Annotated in this window: 11 protein-coding genes; 8 read left to right on the top strand and 3 right to left on the bottom strand. The window is 43.7% G+C overall.

The annotated features are described in order from the left end of the window. Positions 1 to 56: 56 nt before the first annotated feature. Positions 57 to 2,906, bottom strand: a complete 2,850-nt coding sequence (gene glnE, locus CXF88_RS03070; RefSeq protein ID WP_194956035.1) for a bifunctional [glutamate--ammonia ligase]-adenylyl-L-tyrosine phosphorylase/[glutamate--ammonia-ligase] adenylyltransferase — start codon at positions 2,904 to 2,906, stop codon at positions 57 to 59. A gap of 163 nt (positions 2,907 to 3,069) precedes the next feature. Here glnE and CXF88_RS03065 point away from each other — a divergent pair, with 163 nt between their 5' ends. The 8 genes from CXF88_RS03065 (at position 3,070) to CXF88_RS03030 (ending at position 9,860) form a co-directional block, all read left to right on the top strand. After that, the gene (locus CXF88_RS03065) at positions 3,070 to 4,032 is read left to right on the top strand and encodes a hypothetical protein (protein WP_101085280.1); all 963 of its coding nucleotides are present in this window, start codon (positions 3,070 to 3,072) and stop codon (positions 4,030 to 4,032) included. 13 nt (positions 4,033 to 4,045) lie between these two features. Next, positions 4,046 to 4,945 carry a DUF350 domain-containing protein gene (locus tag CXF88_RS03060; RefSeq protein WP_101085279.1) on the top strand — a complete coding sequence of 300 codons (900 nt, stop codon included), beginning with the start codon at positions 4,046 to 4,048 and terminating at the stop codon, positions 4,943 to 4,945. A 3-nt stretch (positions 4,946 to 4,948) separates the two neighbouring features. Beyond that, on the top strand, positions 4,949 to 6,709 hold the full coding sequence (locus CXF88_RS03055) for a polyamine aminopropyltransferase (RefSeq protein WP_101085278.1): 1,761 nt from the start codon (positions 4,949 to 4,951) through the stop codon (positions 6,707 to 6,709). 79 nt (positions 6,710 to 6,788) lie between these two features. Next, a complete protein-coding gene (locus CXF88_RS03050; protein WP_101085277.1) occupies positions 6,789 to 7,202 on the top strand; it encodes a DUF2170 family protein in 414 nt (137 codons plus the stop codon). Between the two features lie 10 nt (positions 7,203 to 7,212). Continuing rightward, positions 7,213 to 7,902, top strand: coding sequence for a PspA/IM30 family protein (locus CXF88_RS03045; protein ID WP_101085276.1), 690 nt, complete (start codon positions 7,213 to 7,215; stop codon positions 7,900 to 7,902). Between the two features lie 6 nt (positions 7,903 to 7,908). Continuing rightward, a complete protein-coding gene (locus CXF88_RS03040) occupies positions 7,909 to 8,562 on the top strand; it encodes a hypothetical protein (RefSeq protein WP_101085275.1) in 654 nt (217 codons plus the stop codon). Positions 8,563 to 8,585: 23 nt separating this feature from the next. Next, entirely contained in the window at positions 8,586 to 8,921 is a 336-nt protein-coding gene (locus CXF88_RS03035) for a hypothetical protein (RefSeq protein ID WP_101085274.1), read from the top strand. A gap of 129 nt (positions 8,922 to 9,050) precedes the next feature. Further along, on the top strand, positions 9,051 to 9,860 hold the full coding sequence (locus tag CXF88_RS03030) for an ion transporter (protein WP_101085273.1): 810 nt from the start codon (positions 9,051 to 9,053) through the stop codon (positions 9,858 to 9,860). A gap of 141 nt (positions 9,861 to 10,001) precedes the next feature. On the opposite strand, the gene mrcB is transcribed toward CXF88_RS03030, so the two are convergent. Together mrcB and hrpB are read right to left on the bottom strand one after the other, a co-directional pair. Further along, positions 10,002 to 12,302, bottom strand: coding sequence for a penicillin-binding protein 1B (gene mrcB / locus CXF88_RS03025; protein ID WP_101085272.1), 2,301 nt, complete (start codon positions 12,300 to 12,302; stop codon positions 10,002 to 10,004). Positions 12,303 to 12,370: 68 nt separating this feature from the next. Further along, positions 12,371 to 14,917 carry an ATP-dependent helicase HrpB gene (gene hrpB, locus CXF88_RS03020; RefSeq protein WP_101085368.1) on the bottom strand — a complete coding sequence of 849 codons (2,547 nt, stop codon included), beginning with the start codon at positions 14,915 to 14,917 and terminating at the stop codon, positions 12,371 to 12,373. Positions 14,918 to 14,954 lie beyond the last annotated feature (37 nt).

Below are 14,954 nucleotides of genomic sequence, written 5' to 3'. Positions count from 1 at the left end.
CTATAATCAAAGCAGTTAAGTGACTAAATATCAACCTAATCTACTTTGATTAATGTTTAAACCGATAGAATTTCATTATAAATTTCAATTACACTGTCGATTTTTTGTTGCACACTTTGTATGGGTAATTTACCGGGCAACTGTTGTAATGTCAGTTCATGATTCTCGTCACGCAGCCAGCAATAGGTTTGGGTTAAATGTTGGGCTTGCATGATGGGTAATAACTCCAACTCCGCCAACACTTCAAAGATACGCACATTATCAGACCAAATGGTTAATTCCTGATATTGATGAGCATTCGCTAACACTAAGTACTGAGCGATAAACTCTATGTCTGCAATACCACCAGCACTCTGTTTTAGATCAAATTGCCCTGGTTCAACTTGCAACAAGTGCTCACGCATTTTTATCCGCATGTCTTTGACCGCTTTGGCTAATACCTCTTTATCACGCTCTATTTTCAATATTTTCGCACGTAAATCACTAAAACGACCGGCAAGCGAATAATCACCAAATACAAAACGAGATCGCACTAATGCTTGATGCTCCCAAGTCCACGCTTCTTGTTGTAAATAGGTACCAAAATGCTCAATCTCACTCACCAACAAACCAGAAGCACCTGACGGACGTAAGCGCATATCCACTTCATATAACTCACCAGACGTTGTCCGGGTAGCAAATAAATGCACAATACGTTGGGCAAGCTTGAGGTAGAAATGGCCGATATCAATAGGACGCTTACCATCAGTTGTGCCAGCACCTGTGTGGCCGTGTAGAAACACCAAATCTAAATCAGAACCATAACCCAGCTCAATTCCACCTAACTTACCGTAACCAATGACGGCAAAACCCATGTTACTTGGGCTCGTTCCTGCAGGTATACCATGGCGAGATGCCACCTGATGCCAAGCTTGTAGTACAACTTGTTCGATAATGGCTTCAGCTAAAAAGGTTAAATGATCGCTAACCTGCATGACAGGTAATACCCCAGTAACATCTGCGGCCGCAATCTTAAGCTGCTGAGACAATTTAAACTGCCGTAACGCTTCCATTTGCTGTTCCATGTCATCTTCAGGTACACGTAATAAATACTGACGTAATTCACTAGGATAATCATCAATCGAAGTAATGTCATACAGCTGCGACGGATCAATTAACTCATCGAGCAGCATTGGGAAATTCGCCAGTTCGCGGGCAATCCAAGGGCTTGCACAACACAAACTCACTAATTGCTGTCTAGCGCCTGGGTTTTCACATAAAAGCTCTAGATAGGTAGTACGGGTTAAAATTTTATCCAGCACTTTAGCTACTGGTTTAAACGCCTGGCTCGGTTTAGTTTGAGTGACTAACTCTTCAAGCAACTTAGGCATTAATTTGTCTAGCGTTTCACGTCCTCGAGGTCCGATAGAACGTTTCGACACCGTTTGATGCCACTCATTTAATAGTGGCCATAATTCGGCATCATCGATTTGTTGCTCTTGCAACAAGGCGTTAGCGTGTTCATCTTGCTGCACATTCCAAAATAAAGCAGTCCAATGATCATTGTGTTCATGGCTGTCAGTACCACCCACAGTGGCATTAAAATGGCCATGAATGGTGACCATTGCTTGATTAATTTTTTGACGAAGTTCGGCTTCATCGGCCATGTCTAGCGGATAACATAAACGTTGCCAATCGAGCTCATTATTAGGCAGGGTTTGCGTTTGCTTATCGTCAATGGCTTGCAACAAGTTTTCCACTCGACGCAATATAATATAACTGTGTTTAAGCTCATCAACCGCTAAGTATTCCAATTGCCCTAAGCTGTACAAGGTATCAATGGCGCCAAATAAACTTTGCTGACGCAATGCAGGCTCGCGGCCACCACGGATCAACTGAAAACTTTGCACCACGAATTCAACTTCGCGGATCCCGCCGGCGCCAAGCTTAATATTATCGGTTAACTGACGACGCCTAACTTCTTGGGCGATTAATTGCTTCATTTTACGCAGTGATTCAATCGCAGAAAAATCAATATAACGGCGATAAACAAATGGTCGTAGTAGGTCATGCAACTCATCGCAATAGCCAGACCAAGGTCCAAGTACGCGCGCTTTGACCATGGCATAACGCTCCCAATCACGGCCTTGCTCTTGGTAATAGTCTTCTAAACCGCTAAAACTGACCACCAAAGGACCACTTTCACCATAAGGTCGTAGACGCATGTCGACACGGAAAACGAATCCATCCACGGTGACTTGGTCGAGTAAATTCACCAAGCGTTGTCCCATGCGGATAAAAAATTGCTGATTTGCCTGAGTCCGTCGACCGCCAACGGTTTCACCATGTTCTGGAAAGGTAAAAATTAAGTCGATGTCTGATGAAAAGTTAAGTTCACGACCACCCAGTTTACCCATGCCTAAAATCAATAAGGGTTGTGGCTTACCTTCAGCACTTGTTGGTGTGCCGTATTGTTGACACATCTCTTGATATAACCAATCACGTCCAGCAATTACCAATGCCTCTGCTAATGCAGATAAATCGAGTAATGACTCTTCAACTGGGGTGTAATTTAAAAAGTCACGCCACGCTAAGCGCACCATTTGCAGATTACGATAACGACGTAAGGCAGACTTAACTTGCTCTTCTTGAGTTAACTCAGCTAATAGCGAATGTAACTGCGCATCAAACTCACTGCGCACAACATCACTTAATAAGCCATCAAATAACTGCACAATCCATTCTGGATGACGACAAAGTTGCTCACCCATATAGTCACTTAAGCCAAATACGGCCTTTAACTCTTGCTGTTGCATGGCTGTCAGTGCTGTTTTAGCTTCTGGCCAAACGTCGCAGAGTCTTAACCAGTAACGATCTGCGCTGTCTAGCATCGCTGCAGATAATACCTTGTTACTTTGGTTTTGCATGGCAATAATGATCCCTAAAGAAAATGAACGTTGGACATATTATGTCGTGAATGGTATATCTATCAGCCAGTCAAATGATCAGATTAATATCATTGACACTAAGATTACTATAACCTGTGTCATATTGAATTAGCACATGAAAAATCTACATTTTGGAGAAAACATGGTAGGTCACCTCCCACGTGTACTCACATTGATAACGGTATTGTTTGTTGCCTTAACCCTTGGCGGTTGCGGTGACGATAGACCGGAACAAATTGCTAAGTACCAGCAACTGACCCAACAACGACTTGATCTGTTGGCCAGTTCGCTCGATAACAATCAGTTACGCAATGCGACGTTACTCAAACAATACACTCGAGTTCTCGCTCAGCGTCAATCCGACTTAACCCCATTACTAGAAGAATTGGCTAAAGATGCCAGCACTGAAGGGCCAATGTTTAAGTCATTAACGCGTCGTTACAAAGACTTAAACGACAGCGCTAATTTTATTGATTTAGACCAACAGTTAGCTGAAGCACAGAATATTTATCAAGCCGCTGACACCAGTTTGTATAACGATATGCTGTCTGATCCAGTCAATGTTGTTGCCGATATGTCTAAAGGGCAACTCGCTCGAGTTAATGCTATTAGCCGTGAGGCTGAAGCCCTAGCAAATGGCACCGAAGGCAGTGGTGCAGGCAGCCAACTTGTGGGTAATCCTGCATATGGTAGCTGGCAAAATAATTCAAGCGGCACCTCCATTTGGGCTTGGTATGGCATGTATGCGATGTTTTCTAACTTCTCCCGCCCAATAGGCTACGGTAGTTGGTCGGGTAACCGTGGTTACAGCTATTATAATGATGTGGGACGTTACCGTTACACTTCACCAAAACAAGCAACTTCGCAAACCAAAACCTTTGAACAAACCAAGAAACGTTTTAACAGCCAAGGGAAACGATTCGACAGCCCTTATGCAAAAGCTCGAACAGGCTCTACTAGCTTGTCACGTCAAAGTACCAGTGCACCCAAAGCTAATAGCACCACTCAGAGCGCGAGTAGAAAATTTCGTTCGAGCTACTCAAAAGACAGCAGTTTCCGTAACTCAAGCAGCCGCACTAGTCGCGGTGTTAGCCGTGGAAAATAGGTAAGGACTCACCATGACATTTTTTCAAGAATATGGCTTAACTCAACATTTGGCGATTATTTTAGCCATTGATTTAACCATCGCTATCATTTTGCTGACGCTAATGCGTTATTTGCAGGGGTGGAGCGTTAAAGTCAACAGCAGTGCAGAGTTAGCCGAGCGCGACAACTTTGCCTTTGGGATCAGTACCGCTGGTGCTGTGGCGGCTTTAGGTATTGTGCTAACTGGCGCTATCACAGGCGAAGCGGCTCCGTCTTATTTAACTGAAGCGATTGGCATGTCGGCATACGGCTTGTTTGGCTTAATACTGATTAAATTAGGCCGTTTTTTACATGATAAAATCGCCTTAAATGAATTTGCTAAAAACGATGAGATTCTTAAAGGTAATATTTCTGTTGCTGTGGTTGATGCTGCTGCAGCCATAGCCACTGCCATTATTATCCGCGCGGTATTAATGTGGGCTGAAGATATTACTCTAGATACCTTTATCGCTATTTTTAGTGCCTTTTTAATCTCACAACTGATGTTAGTCATACTCACCCGACTACGTGAAAAGCGTTATGCCAAACGTAATCAAGGCGCGTCAATGCAACAAGCGTTAACTCAGGGCCAAACGGCATTAGCACTTCGTCACAGCGGCTACATGATTGCCATGGCACTAAGCTTTAATGCGGCGAGTCATTTTATTGCTTATGACCCAACAGCCCATGTAAGCAACATTATTGGTTGGTGCGCATTCTCATTGATCATGCTGGTGGTATTATCGTTATTAATAACCATAGTGAAAAAAATGGTGTTAGCCGGTATCAATCTTGCTGAAGAAGTTGAGAAACAACAAAACATCGGTATTGCAGCCGTTGAAATGGCGATTAGTATTGCCGTTGCCCTTATTCTCACGGCGTTAATGGCTTAATCTATGACAACACCTTTGCTCGATGATCTTCCCGCTAACACTACACAGGGGGACTCGCAGCAAAGTTCCCCTCCATCCCGTCAAGTATCATGGTTTGATGATGCCTTGTTACTCGGCATTATGGCCTCGTTGGCGGGATGCGGTCTTATTTATGAATACTTATTATCACACTATGCTGGTCGCATTCTCGGCGCATTAGAAGCCGCCATTTACACCATGATTGGTCTAATGATTGTGTCCATGGGTGTGGGCGCTTTTGCCGCACGTAAAATAAAATGCGCTTTTACTGGCTTTGCCATGCTTGAATTAACCGTAGCACTGTGTGGCTCTTTTGCCATTATCATTACCGCAGCGGTCATCGGATTCGGTCAACAACTGCCGTTAACCATCGCCAATACACTCGGCCTACCGCCAGATCATTTACCCAATGGTGGCTTTATTGCCAGTTTGCAAACTCTCAGTGCATATTTACCGTATGTTTGGGGTGTATTACTCGGGTTAATGATTGGCATGGAAATTCCACTTATTGCCCGCGTTCGACAATCATTGTCTGAAGCGCACTTACTGCATAATGCCGGCACCATATATGGTGCCGATTACATTGGCGCTGGAATAGGCGCCGCAATCTGGGTCGGTTTTATGCTGGCCATTGATATTCAATTAGCTGCTGCGCTTACAGCGAGCGTTAACCTACTCGCTGGACTGGTGTTTATTTGGCGTTTTTGGTCAAAAATAAATCATGTAAAATTGCTGCTTATCGGCCATATTATTGCCAGTGTGGTGATTGGCATATTAGCCGTTAAAGGCCCGAGCTGGGAACAGCATTTTAATAATCTTTTGTATAAAGATCATGTGGTTTATGCCAAAGCGACCCGCTTTCAGCAGCTCAATTTTACTGAGCGTTTGCGCGGTGGTGGTTTACCTCCCGTTTATAATTTATACATCAATGGTCGGTTACAATTTTCAAGCAGCGACGAGCACATCTATCATAGCTTTTTGGTTCATCCAACATTGGCTGCCAGCGCACGGCACGATAACGTGCTCATTATTGGTGGTGGTGATGGCTTAGGACTGAAGCAAGTACTCAAATGGCAACCTAAAACGGTTACCTTAATGGATTTAGATAAAGACTTACTGGCACTGTTTAAATCGCCACCAGCAGATATGCCACAACGCTTACAGGATGCATTACTGGCGTTAAACGGCGATGCGTTAAACGATCCACGCTTAATATTAATGGTCGACGATGCATTTAACGGGGTTGATAAGCTAATTCAAAATGGCAAAATGTTTGATGCCATTATTGTTGACTTACCCGACCCAAGTCATCCTGATTTAAACAAACTGTATTCAGACTTATTTTATCGTAAGCTTAATGAATTACTTAGCGCCGATGGCGTGATAACGGTGCAATCAACCTCACCTTATCATGCGCCAAAAGCGTTTATATCGGTTGGTAAAACACTGACTGCTGCAGGGTTTAATGTAAAACAGTATCACCATAATGTCCCTAGCTTTGGTGAATGGGGTTGGAGCATTGGCAGTAAAATGGGTAAAAACCCACAACAACGACTTGCTGCACTAACAGATATACCGGTACCAGAAGAATGGCTAACCCCAGGACTTATTCACGCTTCATTTGAATTCCCAAAGAATTTCTATGCCGATATAGACAACATCAAAGTAAACGAAATTGGTTCATTACAGCTGTATTACTACCACTTAGCGGCTTGGTCAGAAAATGAAGTAATTAATCTTTTTTAATTGGACCAGATAGCGCTTGACATATTATGTCTAGATGCTATCTTTACTCACAGACATAATATGTCAATTAAGGACGAATATGAACATCCATACCATTGCAGGTCACCTAAACGGACTATGCGATCACAGCAAAACCGGTTTTCAGTTTGATTGTTATCCGATTGACGGTGATGTTGAAGTGTTACAAGTCAATATTGTCGGCCGAGAAGAAATTCCGGTGTTTGTATCAGTAACTGACAACCAAATATTGTGTATCAGTTACTTGTGGGGCGAAAACGAAGTAAACCAAGCTCGCCGCGCTGAAATGTTCGAGACCATGTTAGAGCTCAACATTCCAATGCCATTATCATCGTTTGCTAAAATTGATGATAAATATGTGGTTTACGGGGCATTATCTGTGCAATCAAGCATGGAAGAAATTGAACAAGAATTAGCAGTACTGTCAGACAACTGTCTGGAAGTCATCGACGAACTCGTCGAATTTTTAATCTAAGGAGCCAATTATGGGCATTCTAAACAAGATTCTTACAGCGTTTCGTGGTGGTGCAACTGAAGTTGGCCAAAATATCGTTGACTCAAACTCAACCCGAATTTTTGAACAAGAAATTCGTGATGCAGAAAAGCATTTAACCCGAGCTAAACGTGAATTAACTGATGTTATGGCTAAAGAAATGCAAGCCAGTCGTGAAATTGATCGCCTAAAGCGTAGTGTTGTTGAGCACGAAGGCTATGTCACCCAAGCGCTAGACAAAGGCAACGAAGCTTTAGCAATTGAAATTGCTGAAAAGATCGCTCAGCTAGACGAAGAATTAGCTGAACAACAAACAGCCAATGATAGCTTTAGCTCACATGCAGTGCGTTTAAAAGATTTAGTGAAGAAGACTGAGCGTCAGTTAAATGATTACCAACGTCAACTTACTATGGTTAAAACCACTGAAAGCGTGCAAAAAGCCACTGCAACTATCACTGACTCATTTGCGTCAAGTAATTCAAAACTGCTTAACGCTAAAGATTCACTAGAGCGCATCAAAGCACGTCAACAACAGTTTGATGACCGCTTAAAAGCGTCAGAAACATTAGCTGAAGAGAATAGCGATAAGTCATTACATGCCAAGCTAGCTGAAGCAGGTATTGGTGAGCAAAAGTCGAATGCTAATGCTGTGCTAGATCGCATTAAAGCACGTAAAGGTTAAGCTATTATGGGATTTCTTAGTGGCCTATTCGGTAAAAAAGAAGCCCCGAAGCGTAAGCTTGACCATCCAAATAAACTGCTCAAGGGTGATATGATCACCTTTGATGACAGTTTTGCTTTGCCTACGCAATTGCGCGGGCAACAGCTTAAGGTTGAAGCTATTCATACCTATGAATACCAACGCTCGCAGCTTTGTGAATTCTTATTACGTGGCCATAGCGGCACCGCAATCTATTTATCCTACGTGCAAGAAGACGAATCTTACTTAAGTATTTCAATCAAAATCAACCGCGCTGTGGTTGAACAATTGTTTGAGCTTGACGCATTTGCTGAAATATTTGAAGAACCAGGTAAAGCAACGCTGACATTGCAGGCACTTCCTGCCGAGTTAGCCGCTGAGTTCGATAAATGGCTCAGTGATGAATATCATCAAGTTGAATTTGCCGGTTTTGGTTACTTCCATCGTCAAGATTATCGCGACCTAAAGCCTCCTCAAAATGACGATGATGCTCGCGGTGAAGGTTTTGAAGGTTACAGTTTGACTAATGCTGATGACTCTCACGCGGTTGATATTGAAGTTTACGAAAGTGGAGACACTGAAGTGATGTTGACTTTATATCGCCCACTGACCGATATTAGAGAGTATTGGCCAGCAAGCTGATACAGGTAGGAGACGATTTTCTAATGAGTTCAGGCAAACCGTTACCAGAGAAATGGCTTAAAAACCAACAAGCTGCAAAAGCAACCCAAGTGGCTTTTGATCTGGATGAGAAGTTTCAATACTCAATCCGAAAAGAAGCCTTAGATAAAGGCGTCAGTCCTTCAGACCAAATCAGGACCATACTTGGACTCTCTGTATCCAAACGTCCAAAGCGTCCTCGTTTAACTGTGTCATTAAATGCTGAAGATTATGTGATTTTAGCGCAAAAATACGGCTTAGAATCTGAGTCGCAGCTGGAAATCAAAAAGCGCGTATTAGATGATTTGGTCCACTTCGTTGATACTAAATCGTCAAAATAAACACCGTTATCAGTACAGTACATTAACTAAAAACAACGCACCAGACACTTGTCTTGTGCGTTTTTTGTTATGATAAACTCAACATCTTAACAAAGCCTCACGGCGAACGAATGCAAACGGACTTATTATATGCTCGAATCTAAACGTTGGTCGGTCAAAAATGTCGATGGCCCAAGTCCATTCGAACTCGCAATGATGGTGTTATCACTGATCTCTGTGGTGATAGTACTCACGATTACCTTTGGTAAGTTAGACGCTGAAACCAACAAAGTACTGCTGTATATAGACACTACAATCTGCATGATTTTTATGACCAAGTTTTTCCATGGTTTGTTCAAAGCACGTAATAAAGCCTTTTACGTTAGGCACCATTGGATAGACTTTGTTGCCAGCATTCCAGCCATTGAAGCACTGCGTATCGCACGTATATTCCAAATATTAAGAGTTATTCGTTTAATCCGCATGAGCCGGTCATTATTAATCCCATTATTGCGTCAGCGAAAACAATCTACATTGGCCAGTTTACTGGTGGCGATGGTATTAATTTTAGCCACTGCATCTGTACTTATTTTACTAGTAGAAAGCACTGAACCTAACGCCAATATCCAAACAGCAGAGCAAGCTATTTGGTGGGCATTAGTGACCATATCAACCGTCGGTTACGGTGACTTCTATCCCGTCAGTACGGTAGGCCATATCATCGGTGGATTAGTGATCATTAGTGGTGTCAGCTTTTTCGGAGTGATATCCGGTTATATGGCATCTGTTTTCGTCGCACCAGATGAGCAAGAACGTAACGAAGCGCAAGAGGCTCAAGCAGCGCATAAAGCAGAAATCAATACCAAGCTAGAACAAGCGCTAGAGCGCATGGAGCACAATCAGCAGCAAATGATCGAAGAAATTGCCACCTTACGTAATCAACTCGGACAAGGTAAATAGCTTCTGCTCTGCAATATCGTCAGCAGGAAAAAAGATTGCTTAAAAATGTTGATTATCCTGCGCGAGACCAAAAAATAAGCCCAAAGTAATCACTTACTTTGGGCTTATTGTTGGCAACGACATAATGGCTAAGCTAACGCGTTACTCTCCCACCAACTTCTGCCACCAAGATAATGACTCGCCACAATTGGCAACCGGATGATAGCTTGCGTCTAATGCCGGTAGACCGATAATATTGTCACAATTACCTTTCTTAGCCACACCCGTTGTACGATCAAAATAACCATTAATAACCCCATTAACGGGCATCATTCGTAAACTAAGCGGTGGACGTTGATGTAAAAAGGCCTGATACACGGCCATTGCGCCACTACTACCATACAAGCCCGTTTTACTGTTATCGTCTTGGCCGACCCAAATAGCCGCTACGTTACGTTCATCAAATCCAGCAAACCACGAGTCACGACTATCATTACTGGTGCCGGTTTTACCCGCTAAACGAACCCCAGGAAATGCAGCGCCTAAACGCTTAGCCGTACCATTTCGCACTACCTGGTTCATTGCATATTGAACTAAGTAATCGGTTGCCGGATCAATTGCCATCGACGATGGAACACGAGTGACTTCCAACGCTTGGTTTTGACTGTCTAATACCGCTGTAATCGATGATAACTTACGATAGCGACCTTCATCAGCAATGGTTTGATAAACTTGAGCCACCATTAATGGTGAGCCATTCACCGCACCCAACAACATCGATGGATAAGGGGATATATCATCCTCCCAACCCGATTTTTTCAATGTAGCAGCAACCTTTTCAACACCAACAGCCAAACCAACGTTAACCGTTGGAACGTTCATTGAATCTTTAAATGCGCTTAATAAAGGCACTTGGCCACTGAACTTTTTATCGACGTTTTTAGGTGACCACGTTTTTCCTTGCTCATTTTTAAGGGTGATGGGTTTATCTTCTACGGGAGTGGCTAAAGTAAATTTATCTGCTTGGCGTAATGCGCTGGCATACACGAATGGTTTTATTAACGACCCAATTGGACGTCTAATTTCAACCGCGCGGTTAAATCCTTCATAACTCGGTTGTTTATCACCCACCATCGCTGCTATGCCGCCAGTATATTTGTCGGTGACAACCATGCCGACTTGAACGTTTTTAGCCCGTTTATCCAGTGATGCCATGGTAGACAACACGGCTTTTTCTGCGGCTTCTTGGGCCATAGGATCGAGCGTGGTATACACTTTTACGCCCGACTGCTTCAGTAACGAATCACCATAACGGTCGCGTAACTCTTGTTTAACCACAGCAAAAAACGCTGGTAACTTCTGATGTACCGATTTTTTAGCACTGCGTAGACCGATTGGCGACTCTGCTGCAGCTTTATATTGGGCAACGGTTAATTTATCGTTTTCCATAAGCAAACGTAACACTAAATCACGGCGCTCTTGGGCTCGTTCAGGATAACGCCACGGGTTGTAATAAGAAGGTCCTTTAATGACCGCAACTAAAAAGGCTTGCTGCGACACGGTTAATTCACCAATGGGGCGACCAAAATAGAATTGTGAGGCTAATCCCATACCATGCACACCACGGGCCTTGTCTTGGCCCATGTACACTTCATTGAGATAAGCTTCTAAAATATCATCTTTGCTATAACGAAAATCGATAATCAATGCCATTATGGCTTCACGCACTTTACGCACAATTGAGCGTTCGCTGCTTAAAAAGAAGTTTTTGGCTAACTGCTGAGTTAAGGTTGAACCCCCTTGCACCGTACGACCGGCAGTAATATTGACCACCGCAGCGCGTGCAATCGCCAATGGGTTTACCCCAAAGTGATCATAAAAACTGCGGTCCTCAACCAAAATAAGCGCATCGATAATCATTGAAGGCATCTCTGGCGTTCGCACAAATAAACGGTCTTCGCCATCGCCGGCAATAATACGGTCAAGTAATACTGGTTCTAAATGAAATACCGCTAATTCACGTTTGTCAGACATCCGCTTAACTGAGCTAACGCCTTCAGAGTCAAAGCTTATCATCACTCGCTGCTCGGCTTGGTTGCCTTCGGGATGCAAAAACGGCCGACGCCATAATTCGATACGAGTACTTGAAGCAGAAAACTCGCCAACTTGCCGCGGATTGGACACTTTACGGTAACCCAACAAATTAAGCTCAGCCATTAACTGCGGATGGTTTATCGCAGCACCTGGGTACAATGCCATTGAACGACTAAAAACTTGGGCAGGTAAATGCCACTTTTGGCCTTCAAATTTCTGCGCAATAATTTGGTCTAAATAAATAGCGTAAAAGCTCACAACAGCAATACCAACGATTGATAATTTCCATGTGAGCGACCACAGTTTTTGCCACCAAGATGAGCCACTTTTTTTTGTGTTGGCTGAAGACTTTTTGGTTTTTTTACTCATAAATAATGGTTTCGTTTTCCATATAACGCTGAAATAATTGCATGTTATTAATAAGCTAGATGACTTATTTACACGCCTGGAGTTTTCTTTTTAGTAAATTTTGTTGCCACTGTATTCACTGGGTCATCAGGCCATAAATGCCTAGGATAACGACCACGCATTTCTTTTTTTACATCAATATATGGGCCTTGCCAGAAGCTGGCTAAATCTGCCGTGGCGGCTAATGGTCGTTGTGCTGGCGACAACAACTCCATAGTAACCGTCATTTTGCCGTGCAATATTGTCGGGCTTTGCGCCATCCCTAATGCTTCTTGTAAACGTACACTAAGCAACGCACGGCCTTGTTGGTCATTGTTATGATAAAAATGTCCGTCAGTATCAAGTGGCATCTGGTAACGGATGGGGGCACGAGTGCCAGTTGCCATCGGCCAATGTGTTGGCACCAGTTGCTCTAATAGCTGCTGCTGTTGCCAATTGAGTAAATTTTTCACCAATCCATACGCGGCTACTTTAGCCAATGCGGCCAATGAACGAATGTTATCCAAATGTGGCTCAAGCCAATCTTCTAACGTCGCCAGTAAGTACTCATCGCTTAAACAAGGCCAATCATGCTCTGGCGCAAAGTATCGAGCTAATTCAACCCGATATTGTAACTGGATTAACAGCTCGTCACGATTAAGGATTGTTAACCCTTTTATACGGATCTGTTCTAATAATGCTGCGGTAATTTGTGCCCGTTCAGGCGTAATACCGGTGTCGATTTTAATGATAACCTCACCGATTTTAGTATGTTTTTCAGCAAAAAAACGCCCTTTTGCTTCATCCCAACCACCGTGAACATGAGTAGTTACTAACGAGGCAAGTTCGGCAGTAAACAAGCGTTCATCTAACCTTGCTGCAAGGTAAATTTGGCCAGCATTACGACCTTGAGTCTCTTGAAAGTCAGCAACCACTAACCAAGGTTCATGAGCCAAACTGTCTTCGGCATTGATCACCACACCCGTACCATTACTTAATAAAAAGCCTTCATGGCCACGAGCTTTGGCAATACGATCAGGGTAAGCAAGTGCTAACAAATAGCTTATATCACGAGTCGATGCATTACGTATTGCCTCATTGACCTGACCCGATATCGCCAAAGATTGTTGCCATTGCCTAACTTGCTGTTTAATTTGCCCCTGCAAAGCCTCGGTCAAATAATGATGAATATCAGCGCCTTTTTTCGGTAGTCCACGGGCTTCAATAATGCCTGCTAATACGCAAGCCAGCAGGCAAAGTTGCGGCTGATTGTCGTGCAAGGCAAGTTGCTTAGCTTTGAGCAGCATATGCGCTAAGCGCGGATGACAACCTAATGCATAAGCCTCTCGGCCAAGTGACGTTAATTTACGTTGTGGGTCAATTAATTCAAGTTGAATAAGTAATCGCCATGCGACTTGTTCATGGATCGGCGGCGGTGGTGTGAGCAATGATAATTCAGCAAATGATTTAGCGCCCCAACTGGCACAATCAAGTGCCATAGAAGTCAGTTCCGCTTGCGTGATTTCTGGCTCATCGACTTTGCGCATGCGCCCTTGTTCTTCTTGGCTCCATAACCGCACGCAATAACCCGCAGCTAAGCGCCCTGCTCGGCCACTACGTTGAATAGCCGATGCCTGGCTAATGCGCTTAAGCCCTAAGCGTGTCACGCCGGTTTTAGGGTTAAAACTCGCTTCACGTCGATAACCGCTGTCTATAACAAGGGTGATGCCTTCAATCGTTAAACTCGATTCAGCCACATTAGTCGCGAGGACGATTTTACGTTTACCCGGTTCTGCTGCACGAATGGCTTGATCTTGCTCCGCTGACGACAAGTCGCCATACATAGGACAAATAAGCCATGATGCATCTAAACGCTCACGCAATAATCCAGCTAATTTACGAATTTCACCTTTACCGGGTAAAAACGCCAAAACGCTGCCCTGTTGATATTGCGCTAGATTGGGATCTGAAATGGTATCGATAACCACGCGGGACATGTGTGTTAGCCACAACTGTTGCCCAGGGCAAGGCTGATAAGCAATCTCAACCTCAAAACTGCGACCATCACTGTGTATTTGCGCAGCATCGGGCATTAACGTGTCTAGCGGTAAGCCAGACAAGGTGGCAGACATAGCAATAATGTGTAAATCGTCACGTAATGATTGCTGCACTTCCAGTGCTAAAGCCAAGCCTAAATCAGTCGTAAGATGACGCTCATGTATTTCATCGAAAATAATCACATCAATCCCACTAAGCTCTGGGTCTTGTTGGATCATTCGGGTCAGAATACCTTCGGTGACAATTTCTAATCGAGTATCTGCGCTGACTTTTGATTCGCCACGGACACGATAACCCACTTGCTGGCCAACATTTTGGCCCAATTGTTGGGCAATAAACTTAGCGACATTGCGGGCCGCGACTCGACGGGGTTCTAACATCAGAATTTTGCCATGAATTTCAGGCCAGGCTAACATCGCTAATGGTAATGCTGTGGATTTACCTGCACCGGTTGGCGCTTCGATAATAATGTGTGAATGGGCCGAAAACTGCACACGCAACGAGTCGAGTACCGCGTGAATCGGCAATGTCGTGGGCATCAATGATGGGTGCTGCTGCAATACTTGTTTTGAGGTC

This window comes from Shewanella sp. ALD9 (genome assembly GCF_002836315.1).
GTDB lineage: Bacteria > Pseudomonadota > Gammaproteobacteria > Enterobacterales > Shewanellaceae > Shewanella.
This window is presented reverse-complemented; position numbering and strand designations above follow the sequence as displayed.

What these genes read in the sequence shown, in the direction of transcription:
- glnE (WP_194956035.1), bottom strand. Translation starts at nt 2,906, where the DNA reads ATGCAAAACCAAAGTAACAAGGTATTATCTGCAGCGATGCTAGACAGC.
- CXF88_RS03065 (WP_101085280.1), top strand. Translation starts at nt 3,070, where the DNA reads ATGGTAGGTCACCTCCCACGTGTACTCACATTGATAACGGTATTGTTT.
- CXF88_RS03060 (WP_101085279.1), top strand. Translation starts at nt 4,046, where the DNA reads ATGACATTTTTTCAAGAATATGGCTTAACTCAACATTTGGCGATTATT.
- CXF88_RS03055 (WP_101085278.1), top strand. Translation starts at nt 4,949, where the DNA reads ATGACAACACCTTTGCTCGATGATCTTCCCGCTAACACTACACAGGGG.
- CXF88_RS03050 (WP_101085277.1), top strand. Translation starts at nt 6,789, where the DNA reads ATGAACATCCATACCATTGCAGGTCACCTAAACGGACTATGCGATCAC.
- CXF88_RS03045 (WP_101085276.1), top strand. Translation starts at nt 7,213, where the DNA reads ATGGGCATTCTAAACAAGATTCTTACAGCGTTTCGTGGTGGTGCAACT.
- CXF88_RS03040 (WP_101085275.1), top strand. Translation starts at nt 7,909, where the DNA reads ATGGGATTTCTTAGTGGCCTATTCGGTAAAAAAGAAGCCCCGAAGCGT.
- CXF88_RS03035 (WP_101085274.1), top strand. Translation starts at nt 8,586, where the DNA reads ATGAGTTCAGGCAAACCGTTACCAGAGAAATGGCTTAAAAACCAACAA.
- CXF88_RS03030 (WP_101085273.1), top strand. Translation starts at nt 9,051, where the DNA reads ATGCTCGAATCTAAACGTTGGTCGGTCAAAAATGTCGATGGCCCAAGT.
- mrcB (WP_101085272.1), bottom strand. Translation starts at nt 12,302, where the DNA reads ATGAGTAAAAAAACCAAAAAGTCTTCAGCCAACACAAAAAAAAGTGGC.
- hrpB (WP_101085368.1), bottom strand. Translation starts at nt 14,917, where the DNA reads ATGCCCACGACATTGCCGATTCACGCGGTACTCGACTCGTTGCGTGTG.